The sequence below is a fragment of the Alkalihalobacterium chitinilyticum genome, from assembly GCF_029028005.1.
In the GTDB taxonomy this organism is placed as follows: domain Bacteria; phylum Bacillota; class Bacilli; order Bacillales; family Bacillaceae_F; genus Alkalihalobacterium; species Alkalihalobacterium chitinilyticum.
This window is the reverse complement of record NZ_JAOTPO010000004.1, coordinates 161,201-176,152: the sequence shown is the minus strand read 5'-3', so window position 1 is coordinate 176,152 and position 14,952 is coordinate 161,201. Positions and strand designations below refer to the sequence as shown.

Below are 14,952 nucleotides of genomic sequence, written 5' to 3'. Positions count from 1 at the left end.
AATTGGAGTGACTAAACTTCACTCCTCTTATAATAAGATAAATGTGCAGGTGATAATATGACTGAAACAAGACCGAAAATCACGGTAGTCGGTAGTATTAATATGGATTTAATTACGGAAACGTCTCGCTTTCCGTCTCCAGGCGAAACGATACTTGGTGAAAACTACACAACTTTACCAGGGGGAAAGGGTGCCAATCAAGCTGTTGCTGCAGCTAGGTTAGGAGCTGACGTGTCTTTCATCGGTTGCATCGGTGCTGATTTGAATGGTGAAGAATTAAAAAAGAAGCTGTTAGAAGAAGGTATTGATGTTCGCGGAATTGACACAAGCAAAGTGAAGCCGACGGGTATAGCTCAAATTACGGTTACACCTGATGATAATCATATCATCGTCGTTCCGGGAGCTAATTATGAGCTTACGTCACAATGGGTGGAAAAAAATAAGGGACTAATCATCAATTGTGATATCGTAGTTCTTCAGCTTGAAATTCCTTTGCCTATTGTGGGCGAAGTGATTACACTTGCTGAACAACACGGTGTTCCTGTTTTGTTAAATCCAGCACCAGCAAAAGAGTTACCAGAAAACTTTCTTGAAAAAATCACTTACTTTACTCCGAATGAAACAGAATTTATGTTTCTAACGGGAACCTCAACTGCAGAAGGATATGAAATAGCCTTCCGTTCTCTTCGGCAAAAAGGTATTCAACATGTAATTCTCACTAGAGGGAAACAAGGGGTTGTATTTGAAAAAGATCAACAATTTTTGAAACTGCCGAGTAGAAAGGTAGAGGTCGTCGATACGACTGGGGCCGGAGATGCGTTTAACGGTGCACTTGCTTTTGGAATAGCATCAAAACAACCACTTCATGAGGCTGTTGAATTTGCTATAAAGGTATCAGCTCATGCTGTGACAAAAATCGGTGCTCAAGCAGGCATGCCGACGATGGAAGAAGTTCAAAGGTTACAGTAGGACTATAATATCGGCTTTCAAATTGGTTGTTCTTTTCATATATTGAAATATCTATCATCTGAACTTTTAAATAAATGCCCTATGAAAATATCTCTTGATCTGAGCATTGCATTCGCGATTCGACCTTCATAAAAAGCCAGGTCCGGAATCGTTATGGACCTGGCAACTATAGAAAAAATGTATAGGGGACTGATCTATATATAAGTTACCCTGATTTCTCATCTAGTAAACTTCTATTTTTGTTATATGAGCGCTTTAAAGATATATAGCTAGAAATTGAATAGACAAAGCCAATTAGAAGCACTAGACCTAGAATCTCACTCCATTGTCCTTCACTTCGTGGAAACCCGATGAAAATCATATAAACTAGTAAATACAAGCTGATGAAGCTCATCGAACGTAAGAGTATTTTCTTTCGTTCGAGCTTAAATGAAGTTTCGGTTGTCACATTTGCATATTCCATTCCTGAGAACATATATCTTGTCGAGACGTAAAAAATAAACACGATAATACTAATACCTAGGCCAACTTCTACGGAGAGATTCCAATGCGGAAATAAACGATTTAAGAAGAATAGTGTTAGTAGAACAATGAGGTTAAGAACAGCGGCTTCACCTAAATAGTAGAGAAGCATTTTTTGTTTGTATTCGTCTGAGGGTAATATGGCGGATAACCAAGATTTTTCCATACTAATCAACCTCCCAAAATAAATCATCAAGCGTTTTATCTAACGTTTTGGCAATGGCGATACAAAGTTGCAGAGTTGGATTGTAGTTTCCGTTTTCAATCAAACCAATAGTCTGACGCGTCACACCGACTTTTTTTGCTAATTGTTCCTGAGTTATCGCGCGTTCAACACGAGCTACCCTTACTTTATTTTTCAAGTGATCACCTACAGTAGGATGAGATGTAATATATATGTTGCGAAATGTAATTTATATGTTACTTTATTAGGGTGTTCTGGTCAATAAAAAGTGGCGACAATTACCATTTTTAGGTAAAATTAACTTGGGTGATTTCTGAGGATATAGTCACTAGTCGTTATGGGTAGAGCCACCTTGTTTTTATGACTCATGACTTTACTAGGTGCCAATTCGGGAAAATGGATCACGGATTCCCCTAAATATTTTGATTAGCGCACGTCAAAACACACTTATGGAACACTACTTTTCCTAGTAAACTCCTTAAAGTGCACTAATTCCTCAACTATCGAAAAAGATCCCAATGCACAAAACTTTAAGAAAACTGCCTGAAAAATAAAGGAATACTTATCTAGAATAGTGAAGTTATTATTAGGGTGATTTTTAATGGGACATATGAGGAGGAAAAAGGATGACGTATTCTGAATGCCAGTTTGTGGTAGAAACAAAGAACAACCATTTAAGTAACGTGGAACTGATTGGATACATGGACGAAGCAAGATCGGTTTGGTATGAGTTTTGCATTTCAACTGGAGTAGAAGCAGTAGTTGTTCATCTGAGTACGGATTTTAGAAAAGAATTGTTTGATCAAGATCAGCTCAACATACGTACACAGATTGCACGTGTAGGAAACACTAGTTTTACACTAGAGCAAAGCGTGGTTGATGTACACCAACAACTTGTTTCAAAATCAGAGGTTGTTCTCACAACCATTGATATACAAACGAGACAAAAGGTGAGGGTTCCTGATCAAGTCCGAGAGCTGCTTCAAAAAGATGGGACTTTACCTGTGAAGGTAGATCCGTCGTATTGTTCATAAATATCTTTGTAGTGTGCGTATTGTAATTAATATAACAGGTGCAATCTATGAGTAGGATTTCCGGTTGGAAGTCCTTTTTTGTGCAGTTAACGTTTATTTTTCGCTTTACATTTCTTTTACATATTTAATACCATATTTTTATTCCATTATGTTACAATTAATAAGACATATTTTAATGGATAGTTTTTCCTATGAAAGTGAGGAGCGATAATTTTGAAGTTTTTTAAGTTTTTAATCTATGTTGGTATAATGTTTTTATTTGGATACTATTATGCCGTAATTACAAAGGGGACTGTATTTGATAATTTCTTTGTGATGTTAGTCTCTTTATTTATCATTCTATTTTTATTCGAATGGATGTTTAGTAAGATCAAAAAGAAAAATCAACCCGAAAAAGAAAACGAGGAAGTTTTTGACGAGGATTGGGAGAAAATCAAAACCGACCTAAAGCAACAGTTTGATGTAAAATATGGAAAAAACATTATTTTAGTAAACAATGAATATAACAAAGAAGAGTTATACATTAATGGATCCCTCATGGATCAAAATGAAAGGAACCGCTGGTATCACTGGTTGTGGTCGTTCTACCAGTTGAATGGAACTATTGATGATTACGGCACAACGAAAAAAGTTAAGGTGAAAATTGGCGGTTGGAAAAATCTTAACTGCCGTATCTATGTAGATGAAGAACTTATTTTGAAAGAAAAGATAAAGTACAAGATACTACTCGGTAAAGTAGAACGAGTGGATAATGACGCGAATAAATAGAAGAAAAGCTATCTCAATAGAGTCAGGTGCTCTCCATACTAATTGGAGGCTGCCTGGCTCTTCTTGTTTTTACGAGAAAGTCGTTTTTTAATAGTAGGCGCCTAACCTCTTTGTTCACAGACTGCACTTGCTTCCGTGCGATACGTCAAACATTAGTTGTGCAGAGAGAAAGGTCTTCAGGACGTATCTATGAAAGAATTTGTGGACTCCACAGGCCCTTATTTCTTTAAAAAGTCGCTAATTTGAATTCATAGGGACTTCAGAAGCCCTTATTTACTATATTTTATGATGTTATTGCTTAATATTAAGGAGATAAGAGCCTCTCAGTGCCCCAAACGCTTAAAAGAGGCCAATTCTGCTAAAATAGCGTCCTCTCAGTGCCGTAAAAGTAAAACATAGCACCTGAACGATCATAGCGTGTAAAAGTGTTGTCGATTGGTGAATACCGAAAAATCACTTTTAAGCAGGCACCTTGCGCTTTTCTGTGTCTAGCTCCAGGTGCCATCGGCTCGAGGTCGCTTCGGTCCGTCAAACGTGTCTAAAGAGCAAGACACGTATTGCTGGCCCTCCAGCGCTTGTCGCCGATAAGCAGGCACCTTCCGCTTTTCTTATTGAAATTTGTCTAAGCGGGAAAAGAACTGCTTTACAAACTCATAAAATACTTTTTCGGTAGGTGCCAGCTCACGATTTTTAGGGGTAATGATACCGACCGTTCGCTTAACTTCGGGTGAAGCAATCGATATTTTCGTCGTTAATCTGGATTCGCGATCATAAAAGGTTCCATCAGGTAAAAGACTAACACCGATCCCCGCAGAGACGAGCCCCTTGATCGCATCCATGTCCTCTCCTTCAGCTGTAATATTCGGTTTAAACCCGGCTTTCTTACACGCTTCAACCGCAATGTCATGTAATACATACCCTTTAGGAAATAAGACGAAGTCATCTGTTCGCAAATCACTGAGAGAAGCACTTTTCTTATCTGATAATGGATGATTGGTTGGAACTAATAACGAGATTCCTTCTGAAAATAATATATCAGTATAAAGGTCAGGATCATTACTTGGGACGGGGCCAAGAAACGCTAAATCAATGTCGCCGCTTTTTACAGATTCAAGTAATAAGGCATACGAACCTTGCCTTAAATGATACGAGACATTCGGATGGTTCGCTTTAAACGCCGAGATCACAGTAGGCAGTAAGTGGTTAGCTAAGCTCGTTGGATAACCAATTTTAATCGTTCCTTTTTCGGGATCTAGATATTCGTCTACTTTTTCTTTCGCATAATCAATCGCTTTGATCGCTTTTTTTGTATGAACTAAAAACGTCTTCCCAATCGGTGTTAACTTAATGTTTCGTCCGGTTCGTTCAAATAATGTGATGCCTAATTCGGCTTCGAGTTTTGAGATTTGTAGACTTATAGCTGACTGTGCAACATGAAGATGTTCTGCTGCTTCGGTGAAGTGTTCTCGTTCTGCCACTTCGATAAAATAACGCAATTGTCGTAACTCCATCGATAACTGTCACTCCTATCTATATTGATTCGAGATGGTTTCTATCTAAATCATATATTGTTTATATCGATTTGAAAACCTAAAATAATACTATACAAAAATTCAAACGTGAAATAAACAAAAGGGGGAGAATATATGACATACAATTATCTGCCAAAAGCGCAAGGTCTATATCGACCGGAGTTTGAACACGACGCGTGCGGAATTGGTTTATACGCTCATATAAAAGGATTTGCAACACATGATATTGTAAAAAAAGGTCTAGGTATGCTTTGTCAATTAGACCATCGCGGCGGGCAAGGGAGTGACCCGCTTACTGGTGACGGGGCTGGTTTAATGGTGCAAATTCCAGATCAATATTTTCGAAAAGTTTGCCCTGAGATGAAGTTGCCGGAAAAAGGTCGTTACGGGGTCGGTATGATTTTTTTCTCAAACAACGATGTTGAACGGAACGAAATCGAAGCACGTATCAACGAAATTATTAAAGAAGAAGGACAGACGTTATTAGGTTGGAGAACGGTTCCTGTCGATCCAACACAGCTTGGAGAAGGCGGGAAAGCAACTTGTCCGATGATCCGTCAAGTGTTTGTTGGTGCCAATGATAACGTTAAAGAAGATATTGAATTTGAACGTAAACTATACATTATTCGTAAACAGGCAGAACGTTTTGCTAAAGAACAAGATACACGATTTTACTTTGCCAGCCTTTCAAGTCAAACGATCGTATACAAAGGCTTGTTAACTCCTGAACAAGTAGATGCTTTCTATTTGGATTTACAAGATGAGGAGTTTACGTCGGCATTTGCTTTAGTGCATTCCCGCTTTAGTACAAACACGTTCCCGAGCTGGGAGAGAGCGCATCCGAACAGATACCTTATTCATAATGGAGAGATTAATACGCTACAAGGTAATGTAAATTGGATGAAAGCTCGTGAACAGCAATTTATTTCTGAAGCATTCGGTGCAGATTTACCGAAAGTCTTACCGATCTTAGATACAGATGGAAGTGACTCTTCTATTCTTGATAATGCATTAGAGTTTTTCGTACTAGCTGGACGCAAGCCGGCACATGCTGCGATGATGTTAATTCCAGAGCCGTGGTCAGAAAACCCGCATATGTCAAAAGAAAAACGTGCTTTTTATGAGTATCATAGCTGTCTAATGGAACCGTGGGATGGACCGACAGCCATTTCATTTACAAATGGTAAGCAAATCGGAGCGATTTTAGATCGAAATGGTCTGCGCCCGGCACGTTATTATGTAACAAAAGATGACTACATTATTTTTTCGTCAGAAGTTGGTGTCATTGATGTCGAGCCTGAAAACGTCGTTTATAAAGATCGTTTAAGCCCAGGAAAAATGCTTCTCATTGATCTAGAAGAAGGCCGCATCATTTCAGATGAAGAAATAAAGTCGGAAATGGCAAGTGCTGAACCTTATCAGCAATGGTTAGAAGAGCAGCTTGTTACGTTAGATGAGAAAGTAGAAGAAACTAAGCAGCCTGTTTCTGACTTGGTCGTACGTCAAAAAGCCTTCGGTTATACGTATGAGGATGTTCAAAAATATTTAATTGCAATTATTAACGAAGGAAAAGATCCCATTGGTTCGATGGGGAATGATAGTCCATTAGCGGTCTTATCAGATCATCCGCAGTCCTTGTTCAATTATTTTAAACAAACGTTTGCACAGGTAACGAACCCACCAATAGATTCGATTCGTGAGCAACTAGTCACAGCGACGGTATCCTATTTAGGCGCAGAAGGTAATATCCTTCATCCAAATCAAGAAAATTGCTACCGTATTCAACTGGATACGCCGGTTTTAACTAACGGTGAGATCGAGCAATTAAAAGCGAATAAAAATCGGAAGTTCCAAAGTGTAACGATTGATACTCTTTTCAAAACCGATCTAGAAAGTGCCTTAGAGCAAATGTTTGCTGAAGCTGAACAAGCGATCCAAGATGGAGTAAGTCTATTAATATTATCAGATCGAAACATGAACGAAGAAGAAGCAGCAATCCCTGCATTACTTGCTGGAAGTGCACTTCATCATTATCTTGTTCGTCAAGGGTTACGCACGAAAGTAAGTTTAATCGCAGAAACAGGTGAAGCGAGAGAGGTTCATCACTTTGCGGCATTAATCGGTTACGGTGTGGATGCAATCAATCCTTACTTAACATTTGAAACTTACAAACAAGTCGTCGCGGATGGTAGCTTAGCAGTTAGCTATGACGAAGCGGTTAGTAAATATGTAAAAGGTGTAACAGAAGGCGTCGTTAAAGTGATGTCAAAAATGGGAATTTCGACGGTACAAAGTTACCGCGGTGCCCAAATTTTTGAAGCTGTTGGTATTGGTGCGCAAGTAGTCGATCGTTATTTTACAGGTACTGCATCTCAAATTGGCGGAGTCGATTTAGACACGATTGCAAAAGAAGCTGTCGTTTGTCATGAGAAGGCATACAAAGAGGTGAGTAATTCTTCATTAGAGTCAGGCAGTGATTTCCAGTGGAGAAAAGACGGAGAATTCCATGCGTTTAATCCGCATACAATCCATACTCTTCAGTGGGCATGTCGTAAGGGGGATTATAGCCTCTATAAAAAGTATTCGAAGATGGCAAATGGAGAAAAAATCGGCTTCCTGCGCAACTTGTTTGCTTTTAACCCAAGTCGTCAGTCGTTGCCGATTGAAGAAGTGGAATCCGTTGACTCGATTGTGCGCCGTTTTAAAACAGGCGCGATGTCTTTTGGTTCATTAAGTAAAGAAGCCCATGAGACGTTAGCGATTGCGATGAACCGACTCGGTGGAAAAAGTAATAGCGGTGAAGGCGGAGAAGATCCAAGCCGTTACTCCACGGATGAAAAAGGTGACAACCGCCGCAGTGCGATTAAACAAATTGCATCGGGTCGTTTCGGTGTAAAAAGTCATTATTTAGTGAATGCCGATGAATTGCAAATTAAAATGGCCCAAGGAGCAAAGCCAGGTGAAGGCGGTCAGCTTCCAGGAAATAAAGTGTACCCTTGGGTAGCTGAAGTTCGAGGTTCCACACCAGGTGTTGGCTTAATTTCACCACCGCCTCATCATGACATTTATTCGATTGAAGATTTAGCACAGTTAATTCATGATCTGAAAAATGCAAACCGTGATGCAAGAATTAGTGTCAAGCTTGTATCAAAAGCGGGTGTTGGTACGATTGCAGCAGGTGTTGCAAAAGGGGCAGCAGACGTTATCGTGATTAGTGGATATGACGGTGGTACTGGAGCTTCGCCAAAAACAAGTATTAAGCATACCGGGTTACCGTGGGAGCTTGGACTTGCAGAAGCTCATCAAACGTTAATGTTGAACGGCTTGCGTGACCGTGTGGTGCTTGAAACGGACGGGAAGCTGATGACAGGGAAAGATGTTGTGATGGCAGCGATCCTCGGTGCTGAGGAATTTGCTTTTGCAACGGCACCACTTGTTGTTTTAGGGTGCATTATGATGCGTGCTTGTCATTTAGATACGTGTCCAGTTGGTGTCGCAACACAAAATCCAGAGCTTCGAGACAAATTCACTGGTGACCCTGACCATATCGTGAACTATATGCGTTTTGTTGCTGAAGAAGTTCGTGAACTAATGGCTGAGCTTGGGTTTAGAACCATGGATGAAATGGTCGGGCGTACAGATGTGCTAGAAGTAAGCGAGCGAGCTAAATCGCATTGGAAAGCAAAACACCTTGATTTATCAACGCTTTTATATCAACCAGAAGGTACGCGTATTCGTCAAACATCACAAAACCATAAAATTGACGAGTCGTTAGACATTCAAGAAATTTTACCTGCTGTGCAGTCAGCCATAGAAAATAACAAGCCAGTAGATGTTTCATTCCCAATTACGAATGTACAACGTGTTGTCGGTACGATTGTCGGAAGTGAAATTTCAAAACGTTACGGTGAAGAAGGTCTTGCCGAAGATACGATTACACTTCGCTTTACAGGTTCAGCGGGTCAAAGCTTTGGTGCGTTCGTTCCACGCGGGATGACACTTCAGTTAACAGGGGATGTAAATGACTATATCGGCAAAGGTTTATCCGGTGGGAAGATCATCGTAAAGGCACCAGCGGAGTCCACGTTCAATGCTTCAGAAAATGTCATAGCAGGTAATGTTGCTTTTATTGGAGCAACGAGTGGAGAAGCTTATATCAACGGTAAAGCTGGAGAGCGGTTTGCGGTTCGTAACAGTGGTGCCCATGTCGTTGTCGAAGGAATCGGTGACCATGGCTGTGAATACATGACCGGTGGACGTATCGTCGTTTTAGGTGAAGTCGGTAAAAACTTCGCTGCTGGGATGTCTGGTGGAATTGCTTATGTATTACCGGAAAATGCGGCCGAGTTCAAATCACTTTGCAACGATGAAATGATTGAGTTCGAAACATTAGTTATAGATGAAGATGTAAATGAAGTTCGTGAAATGATTTCTAAACACCTAGGGTATACCGGAAGTCAGAGAGCAAATGAAATCCTTAACAATTGGGATCAATATGTAAAACAGTTTGTAAAAGTGATTCCAAAAGACTATAAGCGCATGATGGAAAGTATCCGCGAGCAGAAACAAGCTGGACTAACAGATGACCAAGCGGTAATGACAGCTTTCCAAGCCAATGCGGCACAAGAGAAAAAAGCAAAAACACCTGCTAAAAAACTAGAAGTTGTAGGTCAATAGAAAGGAGAGGGAGACATGGGAAAAGCAACAGGATTTATGGAGTATTCGCGCCAGAAGCCAAATGAAAAGAATCCGCTTGCACGAGTAAGTGATTGGAAAGAGTATTCCTCGATTTTTTCGGATGAATTATTAAGCCAGCAAGGAGCCCGCTGTATGGATTGCGGCACTCCTTTCTGCCACATGGGAACGGAATTACAAGGAGTTACGACAGGTTGTCCGATTCATAACTTAATTCCTGAATGGAATGATTTAGTGTATCGCGGCAGATGGAAAGAAGCATTAGACCGCCTAATGATGACAAACAACTTTCCGGAATTTACAGGAAGAGTTTGTCCGGCTCCTTGCGAGGGGTCCTGTACGGTTGCGATTTCAGATCCGGCTGTTTCTATAAAAAATATAGAGCGTACGATCATCGATAAAGGGTTTGAAAACGGATGGATTAACCCGCGGATACCAGAAAAGCGTACGGGGAAAAAAGTGGCGATCGTCGGATCAGGTCCAGCTGGGTTAGCAAGTGCTGACATGCTTAATCAAAAAGGTCATTCGGTAATGGTTTATGAACGTGCCGATCGTCCAGGTGGATTGCTGATGTACGGTATCCCCAATATGAAGCTTGAAAAAGAAGTCGTTGAGCGCCGTATTCAATTACTCAAACAAGAAGGCATTGAATTTGTGACAAATACAGAAGTAGGAAAAGACATTACAGCAGAAGAACTTCGTGCTCAATATGATGCTGTCATCCTTTGTACCGGTGCACAAAAGCAACGTGATCTTGTGATTGAAGGTCGTGAAGCAAACGGCATTCACTTTGCGATGGACTATTTAACAGACACAACAAAGAGCTTGCTCGATTCAAACTTCACGGATGGAAAGTTCATTGATACTAAAGATCAAGATGTCATCGTCATCGGTGGCGGGGATACAGGAGCAGACTGTGTCGCTACAGCTCTTCGTCAAAATTGTCGCAGTGTCGTTCAATTCGGTAAGCACCCGAGATTACCAGAACAGCGCAGCTCGGATAACATGTGGCCAGCTTATCCAAACGTGTTCACTTTAGAGTATGCGTATGAGGAAGCGACAGCAAAATTCGGGAACGATCCACGTCAGTACTCCATTCAAACGAAGAAAATCGTTGCGGATGCGGATGGAAATGTAAAAGAATTGCACACGATCCAAATGGAAAAATTAAAGGATGATAACGGAAATTTTTACTTCGAAGAAATTCCGGGTAGTGAAAAAGTATGGCCGGCTCAACATGTTTTTATTGCGATCGGATTTGAAGGTACAGAACAACCGTTACTTGCACAATTCGGTGTCGAAACGAAGAATAATAAAATTGATGCAGCATATGGTGACTACAAAACGAATGTCGATGGTGTGTTCGCAGCTGGGGACGCAAGAAGAGGCCAAAGCCTGATCGTTTGGGCGATTAATGAAGGGCGAGAAGTCGCGACAGCTGTTGATGAGTACTTATTTACAGCCGTGGCGAAATAAAAAAATCATAGTAAAACCCTAGGAAATTTGATTGTTTTCCTAGGGTTTTAATTGCTAACGAGCTAGCAGTGAAGGTCGGTTGAAGTATTTAAAAATGTAACCGTAACGGTTGTCCCAGTAGCCCCTGTATCTAACGTAATCGTCGCCTGGTTTCTCTCGGCAATACTATAACACTTTGATAAGCCTAGACCGATGTGATGATCTTTGGTAGTGAAAAAAGGAGTAGCAATTTTATCTAAAATGGATGGATGTATCCCTGGACCTTCATCCTTAATCAATAATAAAATCTCATTTTCATTAGAAAGAGTCTTAATGGTTAAAACTTGATCATCCTCCATAGCCTCTAGTCCATTTCTTATTAAGTTCATGATGAGTTGTGTGATTTCATTTTCATCTACACAAATATCAGGGATTGAGTCTTCATTAATGAAAATGAAACGGCTAGTGTTAATTTCAAGATCGGTTTGTATTTTCAATATACTTTCTCTTACAATTTTATTAAGGTTATTAGGGCGGAGCTCGACTTTTTTATTGTGAGAAAGCATAACAAATTCGGAAATAATTGCATTGGCTTGTTCAACATCTAATAGCACAGTTGAAATCATTTGTTTTTTTTCTTGGTCTGATAAATCAGTAGTACTTAAAAATTGTAGAAACATATTAACAGTTGTCATCCGATTTCGAATTTCATGTGCAAAACCGACAGCCATTTCACCAACTAAATGCAATTGATCCATCTTTCTTTTTTCTTTGTGGAGCCGCTCATTTTCAAGCATTTCTTGTTTCAATTTCTCATTTTTTTCTTTAAGTTCTCTTGTTTTCTCTTCTACGAGATCAGATAAGTACCTTTTATGGATATTTAATTCTATTTCAAGTTGTTTTACCTCGGTAATATCCGAGATGGTAAGTACAGCACCATCAATGCGTCCACCAGCTGTAAAAAGGGGAATAGCTGAATTTAAAATCGTTGCTTTTCTTCCATCAAATGTTTGAATATCAATTACTTCACCAAATGATGTTTCTCCTTTTTCGATTGCCCGGATGACCGCCCAATCTCCTTTTGATATCCTTTGATCTGTACCTTTATAATATCCTTCGTACTCTCCATACACCGTGTGTTTATCCCATTTTGCGGGATCGACACCCCAAATATCATAAACTTTTGAATTGATATGTAAAAATTCCCCTTTTGCATCAACGATCAGTACACCAAATGGTAGTGCATTTAAAATTCTCTGTATGTCAGAGTTAGCCAATCCTTTTTTAAGCATTTTTTAAAGCTCCTATGAAATATTTGACTCTTTTTTATCAAACAATTTCAGTAATGTAATGTTATCAATATTCATAACTACAAGTCGTGTAGCAATGATTTGATATATGTGTTCAAGTGTTCAATAGAATAGATATGAGCCATTAAATAATAATTAAATTATACTATGTAGTACGTGAATAATCACCATCCACCACAAAACACAATGTGGAAATAGATACCTTAGATTACCAAATAAAGAGCGTCATTCATTGACGCTCTTTAAAAGGATGGAACCTTTTTCATCAAATTAATACTTCTTGTGCGTAAACGCAGTTCCTACAATGATGAGTAGGATAAATAATACAACGATTAACGCGAAACCTGTTCCTGGCGCGTGATGAGCAACACCAGCTACAGGAGCATAACCGTAGTGACAGCCGTAACCTCCGTAGTAACTCATAATTTCACCACCTTCCTTAAGCGGATAGTACATACTATGTAAAAAGCTCAATACGTGAATAGGCCGGAATGGAAGAAAAGTGAAATAGGTTCATATAAAAATATTGAGAAGATGTAATCTAGGCTTCAAAATTTTAAAAAGGTTTAATAACTTTGAACCGAACTCTGAAATTTCTTTGAAGTATGTTCATTAATAGGGGAGGTATGTTAAGATAAAAAAAGTGAATTTTATCATCCTATGATCTAAAAACGATATGGATAGAAAGCGGGATTATTATGAATGAAGGTAGATTTTTACGAGTTATTAACATTGTTCCTATCGTAATGACCTGGCTCATGTTTATTGGAATTTTAATTTTTATTATTTTAAATGCTGGGGATTTACAAGAGTTAAATATGTTGACGATTTGGGTAATCGGTCTTATCGGAGTGTTCATCGTTGCTTTATTCGGTACGTATAAAATATGGCAGTGGATCCGAGAAGGGAAGTTGTAGGGGATTACAACATAAGAAGAAGAGACAAAAATGATAAAAAGCTGATGAGAGTTGAGATCTCATCAGCTTTTTGATTTAGTATTATTTTACTCGATTAAATAATCCCTTGAACGATCATTGCATCTGCTACTTTTACAAATCCAGCAATGTTGGCACCGACAACAAGGTTACCAGGAGCATCATATTCTTCAGCAGCCTTTACACTCTCACGATAAATGTTTTTCATGATTTCATGAAGTTTTGCATCCACTTCTTCAAATGTCCAAGAAAGTCTCATGCTGTTTTGAGCCATTTCTAGTGCAGAAACAGATACTCCGCCAGCATTAGCGGCTTTGGCTGGTCCAAATAATACATCTTGATCTAAGAAGACTTCAATTGCTTCTAGAGTTGATGGCATGTTAGCACCTTCACCAACAGCTTTTACACCGTTAGAAACTAAAAGTTTTGCTGATTGTTCATCAATTTCATTTTGTGTTGCACAAGGAAGTGCGATATCACAAGGGATGGACCAGATATCTGTACAGCCTTCAAAATAAAGGGCTTCCGGATGTTCTTTTACATATTCACTAATACGCTTGTTCTCAATTTCTTTAAGACGTTTTACGGTATCTAGGTTAATTCCGTTTTTATCATAGATGTAACCGCCAGAGTCACTACATGCAACTACTTTTGCACCTAATTGCATTGCTTTTTCCATTGCATAAATGGAAACATTTCCTGATCCAGAAACAGTTACTACACTATCTTTAAAACGTAAACCTTTATCTTTTAACATTTCTTCAACAAAGTAAACCGTTCCGTATCCAGTTGCTTCTTTACGCGCTAAACTTCCGCCGTAGCCGATACCTTTTCCAGTTAGTACGCCTGCTTCGTAACCGCCGCGCATCTTTTTATATTGTCCAAACATATAACCGATTTCTCTAGCACCAACACCGATATCTCCAGCTGGAACATCAATATCTGGGCCAATATAGCGGCTAAGCTCTGACATGAAGCTTTGCGTAAAGCGCATGATCTCAGCGTCAGACTTACCTTTCGGGTCGAAGTCAGATCCACCTTTACCACCGCCGATTGGTTGGCCTGTTAAAGAGTTTTTGAAAATTTGCTCGAAACCTAAGAATTTAATGATACTAGCATTAACCGATGGGTGAAAACGTAACCCGCCTTTATATGGACCGATGGCACTGTTGAATTGAACACGGAAACCACGGTTGACTTGAACATTCCCTTGATCGTCTACCCACGGTACTCTAAACGAAATCAGTCTTTCAGGTTCAACGATTCGCTCAAGAATCGCTTGTTTAATGTATTGTGGATTTTTAGCTAGCACAGGAATTAAAGAGTCAAAGACTTCTTTAACTGCTTGTAAAAATTCCTCTTCATTGGGATTGCGTTTTTTTACTGCTTCGTATACTGCATCTACATACTCTTGAACTTCTTTTGTATACGATTGCTTCATTTTCTCCATTGTTTTCATATTCCCCTACCCCCAAAAATGTAAATATGTATATCTAAAGATTATAAAAATTATTTATATTACCAATTTTTTTGTTTGTTAGCTTTTTT

12 protein-coding genes are annotated in these 14,952 nt (G+C 39.4%); 6 read left to right on the top strand and 6 right to left on the bottom strand.

The window, feature by feature from the left end; all coding sequences use genetic code 11:
• The first annotated feature begins 57 nt into the window (after window positions 1-57).
• Complete coding sequence (rbsK, locus tag N7Z68_RS08115; protein ID WP_275117967.1) at window positions 58-969, top strand: ribokinase; 912 nt, start codon at window positions 58-60, stop codon at window positions 967-969.
• Window positions 970-1,174: 205 nt separating this feature from the next.
• Here the strand turns inward: rbsK and N7Z68_RS08110 are convergent, their stop codons facing one another.
• Both N7Z68_RS08110 and N7Z68_RS08105 read right to left on the bottom strand, forming a co-directional pair.
• Entirely contained in the window at window positions 1,175-1,657 is a 483-nt protein-coding gene (locus N7Z68_RS08110) for a DUF3278 domain-containing protein (protein ID WP_275117966.1), read from the bottom strand.
• A gap of 1 nt (window position 1,658) precedes the next feature.
• Entirely contained in the window at window positions 1,659-1,853 is a 195-nt protein-coding gene (locus N7Z68_RS08105; RefSeq protein WP_275117965.1) for a helix-turn-helix transcriptional regulator, read from the bottom strand.
• Window positions 1,854-2,301: 448 nt separating this feature from the next.
• On the opposite strand from N7Z68_RS08105, the gene N7Z68_RS08100 reads away from it, so the two are divergent.
• Window positions 2,302-2,709, top strand: a complete 408-nt coding sequence (locus N7Z68_RS08100) for an acyl-CoA thioesterase (protein ID WP_275117964.1) — start codon at window positions 2,302-2,304, stop codon at window positions 2,707-2,709.
• A 213-nt stretch (window positions 2,710-2,922) separates the two neighbouring features.
• Window positions 2,923-3,477, top strand: coding sequence for a hypothetical protein (locus N7Z68_RS08095; RefSeq protein ID WP_275117963.1), 555 nt, complete (start codon window positions 2,923-2,925; stop codon window positions 3,475-3,477).
• 608 nt (window positions 3,478-4,085) lie between these two features.
• Here the strand turns inward: N7Z68_RS08095 and gltC are convergent.
• Complete coding sequence (gene gltC, locus N7Z68_RS08090; protein WP_275117962.1) at window positions 4,086-4,988, bottom strand: glutamate biosynthesis transcriptional regulator GltC; 903 nt, start codon at window positions 4,986-4,988, stop codon at window positions 4,086-4,088.
• Between the two features lie 135 nt (window positions 4,989-5,123).
• Here gltC and gltB point away from each other — a divergent pair, with 135 nt between their 5' ends.
• Together gltB and gltD are read left to right on the top strand one after the other, a co-directional pair.
• Window positions 5,124-9,686, top strand: coding sequence for a glutamate synthase large subunit (gltB, locus tag N7Z68_RS08085; RefSeq protein WP_275117961.1), 4,563 nt, complete (start codon window positions 5,124-5,126; stop codon window positions 9,684-9,686).
• A gap of 15 nt (window positions 9,687-9,701) precedes the next feature.
• Window positions 9,702-11,180 (top strand): glutamate synthase small subunit, encoded by a 1,479-nt coding sequence (gene gltD / locus N7Z68_RS08080; protein WP_275117960.1) that lies wholly within the window; start codon window positions 9,702-9,704, stop codon window positions 11,178-11,180.
• Between the two features lie 62 nt (window positions 11,181-11,242).
• Here the strand turns inward: gltD and N7Z68_RS08075 are convergent, their stop codons facing one another.
• Entirely contained in the window at window positions 11,243-12,451 is a 1,209-nt protein-coding gene (locus N7Z68_RS08075; RefSeq protein WP_275117959.1) for a two-component system sensor histidine kinase NtrB, read from the bottom strand.
• Window positions 12,452-12,739: 288 nt separating this feature from the next.
• Window positions 12,740-12,892, bottom strand: a complete 153-nt coding sequence (locus N7Z68_RS08070) for a YjcZ family sporulation protein (RefSeq protein ID WP_275117958.1) — start codon at window positions 12,890-12,892, stop codon at window positions 12,740-12,742.
• Window positions 12,893-13,167: 275 nt separating this feature from the next.
• On the opposite strand from N7Z68_RS08070, the gene N7Z68_RS08065 reads away from it, so the two are divergent.
• A complete protein-coding gene (locus N7Z68_RS08065; RefSeq protein ID WP_275117957.1) occupies window positions 13,168-13,386 on the top strand; it encodes a hypothetical protein in 219 nt (72 codons plus the stop codon).
• A 94-nt stretch (window positions 13,387-13,480) separates the two neighbouring features.
• Here N7Z68_RS08065 and gdhA read toward each other — a convergent pair whose 3' ends face one another.
• Window positions 13,481-14,863 (bottom strand): NADP-specific glutamate dehydrogenase, encoded by a 1,383-nt coding sequence (gdhA, locus tag N7Z68_RS08060; protein ID WP_275117956.1) that lies wholly within the window; start codon window positions 14,861-14,863, stop codon window positions 13,481-13,483.
• Window positions 14,864-14,952: the final 89 nt, after the last annotated feature.

Coding starts and splice junctions, on each gene's coding strand:
- rbsK (WP_275117967.1), top strand. CDS start 58: ATGACTGAAACAAGACCGAAAATCACGGTAGTCGGTAGTATTAATATG.
- N7Z68_RS08110 (WP_275117966.1), bottom strand. CDS start 1,657: ATGGAAAAATCTTGGTTATCCGCCATATTACCCTCAGACGAATACAAA.
- N7Z68_RS08100 (WP_275117964.1), top strand. CDS start 2,302: ATGACGTATTCTGAATGCCAGTTTGTGGTAGAAACAAAGAACAACCAT.
- gltC (WP_275117962.1), bottom strand. CDS start 4,988: ATGGAGTTACGACAATTGCGTTATTTTATCGAAGTGGCAGAACGAGAA.
- gltB (WP_275117961.1), top strand. CDS start 5,124: ATGACATACAATTATCTGCCAAAAGCGCAAGGTCTATATCGACCGGAG.
- gltD (WP_275117960.1), top strand. CDS start 9,702: ATGGGAAAAGCAACAGGATTTATGGAGTATTCGCGCCAGAAGCCAAAT.
- N7Z68_RS08075 (WP_275117959.1), bottom strand. CDS start 12,451: ATGCTTAAAAAAGGATTGGCTAACTCTGACATACAGAGAATTTTAAAT.
- N7Z68_RS08070 (WP_275117958.1), bottom strand. CDS start 12,892: ATGAGTTACTACGGAGGTTACGGCTGTCACTACGGTTATGCTCCTGTA.
- N7Z68_RS08065 (WP_275117957.1), top strand. CDS start 13,168: ATGAATGAAGGTAGATTTTTACGAGTTATTAACATTGTTCCTATCGTA.
- gdhA (WP_275117956.1), bottom strand. CDS start 14,863: ATGAAAACAATGGAGAAAATGAAGCAATCGTATACAAAAGAAGTTCAA.